Origin of the sequence: Polaromonas sp. (assembly GCF_049790275.1) — a bacterium.
Taxonomy (GTDB): Bacteria; Pseudomonadota; Gammaproteobacteria; order Burkholderiales; family Burkholderiaceae_C; genus Polaromonas.
In genome coordinates this window covers 1-8317 of record NZ_JBAQYR010000165.1, presented here as the reverse complement: position 1 = coordinate 8317, position 8317 = coordinate 1, and the positions used below count along the sequence as shown (strand labels likewise).

The window sequence follows — 8317 nt, the reverse complement described above, 5'->3', positions numbered from 1 at the left end:
ATGTCGCCACGTCTATCACTCCTAATTTCCCTCTTGCTTTTAAAACAAGCAGGGTAGTGCCTACGTGGGTCAGTTTTGGATGGAAATTACTGCGCTAAGTGGGTCAGATTTCGACGGAACTCAACAGGTTCGGTCCTCTGGGGGGCTTGTTGACCATGCGTGACCTAAGAAAGCCTTGTTTCGACGATATCGATAAGCTTGTAGTTCTATGTGGTGGTCATACGCGTTCCCTCGATAGCGAGGGTTGAACTGCAATGCGCGTGAGGCATCTTCACGCCCCAGCCATTCAAAGAAATCAGAGAGCAGAGAGACCATGGTATTGCTCTCCCGTTGATCAACTCCAGCCCAATAGAGACCACTCGGATCATTGCGATTTACAGGATTGACAGTACCTTGGCGAAGTGCGTTGGCGAAATTCCGGAACAGACGCCAGTCTTCTTCCCCGGAGACAGCATTGACCTCCAAATACTCGAGCAGAAGCTTGACGGCGCGCAACAGTTTTTCATGCCACGCAAGGCTGCGATGAACTGAAAGGCAGTAATCAATCAAAGGCCGAACTACACCAGCCTCCGAAATGAGGATTGGCAATTCTCTCGATGCACCAGTGTTGTCGACAAAGACTTGACCTGTCACTATTGAAAAGGCCATGCCACGCCCCTTCCACCATAGTTTTATCTACATTAGATGTAGATTTGGGGCGAATAGCATATCAATTTCCGGTGAAACTTGCCACATCTCAATGGCAACCGGCGGAGATTGAACATACATATGTAAGAAATTTAGGGGGATTAAGTTACCAGGGCAAGCTCAGCGGCCCCCTGCTGGACCGAATTGACCTGCACGTGGAAGTGGGCGCGCTGGCCGCCGAAGATCTGCTGGGTGCAGCACCGGGCGAAAGCACCGGCGAGATCCGGCAACGCGCGGTGCTGGCGCGCGAACGCGCGATGGTGCGCCAGGGCAGCAGCAATCAGGCCCTGCAGGGCAAAGCCATCGACACACAGTGCCAGCTTGATGACGCTGCCGCGAAATTCCTGAACACCGCCGCGGCGCGCCTGGGCTGGTCAGGGCGCAGCATCCACCGCTGCCTGAAGGTCGCACGCACGATTGCCGATCTGGCAGGCGCACAGGCCGTGCAGGTCACGCATGTGGCCGAAGCGGTGCAATATCGGCGCGCACTCAAAAGCACCCACTAGAGATATAGCCCCCACGCTCGTCACTGCGCGTGCTTCGCTACCCCCGAGGGGCTGTGCTTGCTTGGTGCGCCCCTGCGCAGCGCACCGACCGATGCCGGTGCATCTTTCAGAGCACCGGTGCCAGCAGGCGCTGCAGGTCTTCGGCTTTGGCACCGCGCCGTTTGGCTAGGTCCTGCAACTGGTCGTCGCCGATCTTGCCGACGTTGAAGTACACGCTTTGCGGATGACTCAGGTAAAAGCCGCTGACGCTGGCGGCCGGTGTCATGGCCAGACTCTCGGTCAGCGCCATGCCGATGTCGCCGGCCTGCAGCAGCTCGAACATGTCTTTCTTGACGCTGTGGTCCGGGCAAGCCGGGTAGCCGGGTGCAGGACGTATGCCCTGGTACTTCTCGGCAATCATGTCTTCGGTGCTCAGCGTTTCGCCGACGGCGTAACCCCATAAATCCTCGCGCACCCGTTTGTGCATGGCCTCGGCAAAGGCCTCGGCCAACCGGTCGGCCAGCGACTTGAGCATGATGGACGAGTAGTCGTCGTGGTCGTCATTGAAGTACTTTTCCTTCTTCTCGGCGCCCAAGCCGGCCGTCACGGCAAACAGGCCGATGTAGTCGGGCAGCATGAAGGTGTTGTGGCCCTCGGCGCCCGCATGTCCGGCGCGCACGGCCTTGGTTTCGGCTGACAGCACTTTCGGCGCCACGAAATCGGCCAGGCAACGGCTGGGCCGCATCACGCCGTCGAGCGCGGTTTTCTCGGCTTGCTGGCGCAGCCCGTACCAGGTCATGGCGACCTCGCTGCGTGACTCGTCCGTGTAAATCTCGATGTCATCGCCTACGCTGTTGGCCGGGTACAGGCCGATGACGCCGCTGGCCGTGAGCCAGCGGCCTTCAATCAGGCGCTTGAGCATGCGCTGGGCATCGGCATACACACGCACAGCCTCGGAGCCCACCACCTCGTCTTTCAGAATCGCAGGGAAGGGACCAGCCAGGTCCCAGGTCTGGAAGAAGGGGCCCCAGTCGATGTAGTTCGCCAGTTCGGCCAGATCGAAATTCCTGAACACACGCCGGCCGATGAATTTCGGTTTGGGCGGCGTGTAGTGTGCCCAGTCGATGGGCGTTGCATTGGCGCGGGCCTTGGCAAGCGGCCACATCGGTGTCTGCTTCTTGTTGGCGTGCTGGGTGCGCACCTTGTCGTAGTCGCTGTTGAGCTCCTCGATGTATTTGGCCGCCTGGTCGGACAGCAGGCTTTGCGCCACGCTGACGCTGCGCGAGGCATCCGGCACATACACCACCGGACCTTCATAGTGCGGCGAAATCTTCACCGCGGTGTGCACCCGGCTGGTGGTGGCACCGCCAATCATCAGCGGAATCTTCCTGATGCGGAAGTGGTCGTCCTTCTGCATCTCGCCGGCCACGTACTGCATTTCTTCCAGGCTGGGCGTGATCAGGCCCGAGAGGCCGACAATGTCGGCACCCTCGACCTTGGCGCGGGCCAGGATCTCGTGGCAGGGCACCATCACGCCCATGTTGACCACGTCAAAGTTATTGCATTGCAAAACCACGGTGACGATGTTCTTGCCGATATCGTGCACGTCACCCTTGACCGTGGCGATGATGATCTTGCCCTTGGTCTTGACGTCGCCGCCGGCCGCTTCCAGGCTGAGCTTTTCCGCCTCGATGTAGGGCAGCAAATGCGCCACCGCCTGTTTCATCACGCGTGCGCTCTTGACCACCTGCGGCAAAAACATCTTGCCCTGGCCAAACAGGTCGCCGACCACGTTCATGCCGTCCATCAGCGGGCCTTCGATCACATGCAGCGGCCGCCCGCCCTCGGCCTCGATCAGCTTCCAGACTTCTTCGGTGTCCTCGGTGATGAACTCATTCATGCCGTGCACCAGTGCATGCGAAAGGCGTGCACGTACCGGCAGCGCGCGCCACTCGTTTTTCTTGCTGTCGTCCTTGGCGCCACTTTTCGCGGTCTCCGCCACCTCGATCAGGCGTTCGCCGGGCGAGAGGTGCTCTTCGCCTTCCTTGTAAACAGGTGTGCGATTGAGAACCACGTCTTCCACACGCTCGCGCAGGATCGGCTCCAGGTCATCATAAACACCGACCATGCCGGCGTTGACGATGCCCATGTCCATGCCAGCCTGGATCGCGTGGTACAGGAACACGGTGTGGATGGCTTCACGCACCGGGTCGTTGCCGCGGAAGCTGAAGCTCACGTTGGAAACCCCGCCGGAAACCTTGGCGCCGGGCAGGTTCTCCTTGATCCAGCGCGTCGCGTTGATGAAGTCCACCGCGTAGTTGTTGTGCTCTTCGATGCCGGTGGCAATCGCGAAGATGTTGGGGTCGAAGATGATGTCTTCAGGCGGGAAGTCCAGCTCATCGACCAGCACGCGGTAGGCACGCTCGCAGATTTCGACCTTGCGCTCGTAGGTGTCGGCCTGGCCTTTTTCATCGAAGGCCATCACCACTGCCGCCGCACCATAACGCTTGAGCAGCTTGGCCTGGTGCTTGAAGGGCTCGAGACCTTCCTTCATCGAGATCGAATTGACGATGCCCTTGCCCTGAATGCAGCGCAGACCGGCCTCGATCACGCTCCACTTGGAGCTGTCGATCATGATGGGCACACGGGCGATGTCGGGCTCGCTGGCGATCAGGTTCAGGAAACGCACCATGGCGGCCTGGCTGTCGAGCATGGCCTCGTCCATGTTGATGTCGATGATCTGCGCACCGTTTTCAACCTGCTGGCGTGCCACAACGAGCGCCTGCTCGTATTCGCCGTTGAGAATCATGCGGGCAAAAGCCTTGGAGCCCGTCACATTGGTACGCTCGCCGATGTTGACGAACAGGCTGCCCGCGCCAATGGCCACCGGCTCCAGGCCGGACAGTTTCATGAGGGGAACTTGGATTTCGGACATGACTCACCTTGGAACAAAGGTGAGCGCCGTTGCAAAGGCAGGCTGCGGACCTGCTGTCACTCAAGCCTGACGAAACCGGATTTCGCTGCAACGCTCCTTGAGTTGGGCGTATTTTAAGCGGAAGCCGGCTTTCCCGCGCGGGCGGGCGCGCATTTCCGCAAACATCATGGAGTTCAGGCCGTCAGCCGCGTCAGCGCTTCCTGGTACTTGGCCGCGGTTTTCTCGATCACGTCCTGGGGCACGCGCGGCGCAGGAGGCGTTTTGTCCCAGGGCTTGCCGTTGACCAGTGTCTGCTCCAGCCAGTCGCGCACAAACTGCTTGTCATAGCTGGGCGGGTTGGCACCCGTGGCAAAAGCCTGCTCGTAGCCTTCAATCGGCCAGTAGCGCGAGGAGTCGGGTGTCAGCACCTCGTCCATCAAGGTCAGCGTGCCGTTTTCATCCAGGCCAAACTCGAACTTGGTGTCGGCAATGATGATGCCCTTGGTCAGGGCGAAAGCCGCCGCTTCCTTGTAAATGCGGATGCTGGTGTCACGGATCTGTGCGGCCAGCTCCGCGCCAACCACCTTGACGACCTGCTCATAACTGATGTTCTCGTCATGTTCCCCGACGGCAGCCTTGGCTGCCGGCGTGAAAATCGGCTCGGATAGCCTGGAAGCATTTTTGAGCCCGGACGGCAGCGGAACACCGCACACCGACTGACTCTCCTGGTACTCCTTCCAGCCGCTGCCCGCCAGGTAGCCGCGCACCACGGCCTCGACCGGAATCGGCTTGAGACGTTTGACCAGCATGGAGCGGTCCCTGACCTGCGGTATTTCTGCGGCGGTCACCACGCTTTCAGGCGCTTTCCCGGTCAGGTGGTTGGGACAGATGTGGCCCAACTTGCCGAACCAGAACAGCGCCATCTGCGTGAGCAGCGCGCCCTTGCCCGGGATCGGCTCGCCAAGGATCACGTCGAAGGCGCTCAAGCGGTCGCTGGCGACCATCAGCAGCCTGTCCTTGCCGACGGCGTAGTTGTCACGGACCTTGCCGCGCGCCAGCAGCGGCAGGGAAGTCAGGGCGGAGGTGTGGAGTGCGGAGGTCATGGAATGCTTGCCAAAGTAAAAAAGCCCGCTGATGCCAGCGAGCTTTCAATTATCGCCCGTTCGGAAACAGGCGCAGGAAGTGGGGGTGCCGCCGGTTAGTGCACTACCTGGGCCAATTCGCCCTTGGCATAACGGGCTGCCACCACCTGCAGCGTGTCGCCCTTGATCTTGGCGCCCTGGCCTTCGCAGCCGAACTCGATGTAGCGCTGCCTGCAGATCGCCTTGGCCGCTTCTCGCGCCGGCTTGAGCCATTCGCGGGCATCGAATTTCTCGGGGTTCTCGGCCAGGAACTTGCGCACCGCCGCTGTCATCGCCAGCCGGATGTCGGTGTCGATGTTGATCTTGCGCACGCCGTGTTTGATGGCTTCCTGGATTTCCTCGACCGGCACGCCGTAGGTTTCCTTCATGTTGCCGCCATACTGGCGGATCAGGGCCAGAAGCTCCTGCGGCACCGAGGAGGAGCCGTGCATCACCAGGTGGGTGCTGGGAATGCGTTTGTGGATCTCCTTGATGCGGTCGATCGCCAGAATGTCACCGGTGGGCTTGCGTGTGAACTTGTAGGCGCCGTGGCTGGTGCCGATGGCAATGGCCAGCGCGTCGATCTGCGTCTGCTTGACGAAGTCAGCGGCCTGTTCCGGGTCGGTCAGCAGCTGCTCGCGTGTCATGGTCGCATCGGTGCCGTGACCGTCTTCCTTGTCGCCCTTCATGGTTTCCAGCGAGCCGAGGCAGCCCAGCTCGCCCTCGACCGTCACGCCATAACGGTGAGCCAGTTGCGACACCTTTTTTGTGACCTCGACGTTGTACTCGTAGCTGGCAATCGTCTTGCCGTCGGCTTCCAGGGAGCCGTCCATCATGACCGAGGAGAAACCGAGGTCGATGGCACCCTGGCAGACGTCGGGGTTCTGGCCGTGGTCCTGGTGCATGACCAGCGGAATTTGCGGATAGGCCTCGATCGCGGCCTGGATCAAATGCTTGATGAAGGCTTCACCGGCATATTTGCGTGCCCCGGCGCTGGCCTGCAGGATCACGGGCGCACCGGTTTCCTTCGCTGCTTCCATGACGGCCTGGACCTGCTCAAGGTTGTTGACGTTGAAAGCCGGAATGCCGTAGCCGTTGAGGGCTGCATGGTCCAGCAGCTCGCGCATGGAAACGAGTGCCATAAGAAATATCCCCAGTAAAGGTGGTTGAACGGATCGGTAACTGACCGGTAACTTCCCGCATTTTACCCGTCAGGCCATCCCGCTTGCCCTGCCAAGCTGCTGACGGAGCGGCTTCATTTGTGGGTCTCGCACGTCCAGCGCTGTAGGACAACCACTATCGGCTGGCGCCGGGCCGGAGCCCGATCACACCAGTCCAACCCCCAAGAGCGCCCTCTCTGAAAACAGCACCAGGAAAGGAGACCCCTCAGGCCACGCGGCAGACCTTGAGCATGTTGGTGCCACCAGGAGCGCCCATAGGTTCTCCGCAGGTGATGGCGTAGACGTCACCACTTTGCACGATGTCCCTGCGCAGCAGATGGCCTTCGGCCTGCTCCAACGCGGTGTCCCGGTCGGCGCTCTGGTCCATCAGCAGCGGCCGGACATTGCGGTAGAGCGCCATCTTCCGTTGCGTTGCCAGGCGAGGCGTCAGCGCATAGATCGGCACGCGAATGTCGTGGCGGCTCATCCACAGTGGAGTGGAACCACTGTCGGTCAGCGCCACGATGGCCTTGGCGCCGAGGTGATAGGCCGTGAACAATGCGCCCATGGCAATGGACTGGTCAATACGCGTGAAGGTCTTGCCGCTGAAATCGGCGTCGAGCGCCGCGTATTCGGCTTTTTCGGCTTCCAGGCAAATGCTGGCCATCTCTTCAATGGTCTCCAGCGGGTACTTGCCGGCGGCGGTTTCAGCACTGAGCATCACGGCATCGGTGCCATCCAGCACGGCGTTGGCCACGTCGCTGACCTCGGCGCGCGTTGGCACCGGGTTGAGAATCATGCTCTCCATCATCTGGGTTGCGGTGATGACGACCTTGTCCATGGCGCGGGCCATCTTGATCATGCGTTTTTGCAGCGCGGGCACCGCCGCGTTGCCCACCTCGATCGCCAGGTCGCCGCGCGCGACCATGATGCCGTCGCTGACCTGCAGGATTTCCTCGAGCTTGGGAATGGCCTCGGCCCGTTCGATCTTGGCGATCAGCCCCGGCTTGTGTTTGTAGGGCGCAGCGGCCACATTGCACAGCTGGCGCGCCATCTCCATGTCGGTGGCGTTTTGCGGAAAACTCACCGCCACATAGTCGGCCTGGAAGCTCATGGCCGTCTTGATATCTTCCATGTCCTTGCCAGTCAGGGCCGGCGCGGTCAGGCCGCCGCCCTTTTTGTTGATTCCCTTGTTGTTCGACAGGAAGCCGCCCACCTTGACGGTGGTTTGCACCTCGTCGCCGCGCACCGAATCAACCGTCAGCACGATCAGACCGTCGTTGAGCAGCAGCACGTCACCGGCGCGCACATCACGCGGTAACTCCTTGTAGTCCAGCCCCACGCCCTTGATATCACCGAGCTCCTGGCGGGAGGCGTCGAGCACGAATTTGGCGCCGGCCTCCAGCAAGACCTTGCCTTCGGCAAATTTGCCAACGCGGATTTTCGGGCCCTGCAGGTCGGCCATGATGGCGACCTCGACACCGGCGCGCTGGGCGGCTTCGCGCACCATGGTGGCGCGGTCGATGTGGTCCTGCGCCGTGCCGTGGCTGAAATTCAGGCGCACCACGGTCACGCCGGCGCGAATCATTTTTTCAAGCAGCGCCGGATCGCTGGAAGCGGGGCCAAGGGTGGCAACAATTTTGGTGGCGCTGCTGTGCATGTCTGTCTCCTGTAATGGGGCTCGATTCTCACACGGAACCGGTTACATGCCGGGTACACACAGCCCACGTGAACCAGGGGCTTGGCGGCGGTAGCACCGCCGTGCAGGAAATATGATCGAATCGGCCTGCAGCCTTTATTGGTTGTGCGCAGACGGCTATTATTTTAGGGGCTTAGGAAGCAAAGTTTGTTAAAGAGGATTGCTTCGTAGCAAGGATAACAGCGCTTGGTAGAGGCTTGAGTGACGGTGGTTGAATCTGAACTCGGTTTCCTTCAAATGCAGGTAGAACG

At 60.6% G+C, this 8317-nt stretch carries 5 protein-coding genes, 2 pseudogenes and 1 riboswitch; of the genes and pseudogenes, 1 reads left to right on the top strand and 6 read right to left on the bottom strand.

From position 1 onward, the window contains the following. Positions 1-120: 120 nt before the first annotated feature. Entirely contained in the window at positions 121-648 is a 528-nt protein-coding gene (locus tag WA904_RS21260) for a hypothetical protein (RefSeq protein WP_425199116.1), read from the bottom strand. Between the two features lie 146 nt (positions 649-794). Here WA904_RS21260 and WA904_RS21255 point away from each other — a divergent pair. Continuing rightward, positions 795-1193, top strand: a pseudogene (locus WA904_RS21255) (ATP-binding protein); the annotation flags it as partial. A gap of 106 nt (positions 1194-1299) precedes the next feature. Here WA904_RS21255 and metH read toward each other — a convergent pair. From metH to WA904_RS21230, 5 genes and pseudogenes are all read right to left on the bottom strand, one after another. Next, positions 1300-4083: a methionine synthase gene (gene metH / locus WA904_RS21250; protein ID WP_425199117.1), complete on the bottom strand. Its 2784-nt coding sequence runs from the start codon at positions 4081-4083 to the stop codon at positions 1300-1302. Positions 4084-4121: 38 nt separating this feature from the next. Beyond that, positions 4122-4212, bottom strand: a riboswitch (S-adenosyl-L-homocysteine riboswitch). 68 nt (positions 4213-4280) lie between these two features. Next, the gene (locus tag WA904_RS21245; protein ID WP_425199115.1) at positions 4281-5189 is read right to left on the bottom strand and encodes a phosphoribosylaminoimidazolesuccinocarboxamide synthase; all 909 of its coding nucleotides are present in this window, start codon (positions 5187-5189) and stop codon (positions 4281-4283) included. Positions 5190-5284: 95 nt separating this feature from the next. After that, a complete protein-coding gene (gene fba / locus WA904_RS21240) occupies positions 5285-6349 on the bottom strand; it encodes a class II fructose-bisphosphate aldolase (protein WP_425199114.1) in 1065 nt (354 codons plus the stop codon). Positions 6350-6593: 244 nt separating this feature from the next. After that, the gene (gene pyk / locus WA904_RS21235) at positions 6594-8027 is read right to left on the bottom strand and encodes a pyruvate kinase (protein WP_425199113.1); all 1434 of its coding nucleotides are present in this window, start codon (positions 8025-8027) and stop codon (positions 6594-6596) included. Positions 8028-8216: 189 nt separating this feature from the next. Continuing rightward, positions 8217-8317, bottom strand: a pseudogene (locus WA904_RS21230) (IS1595 family transposase); the annotation flags it as partial.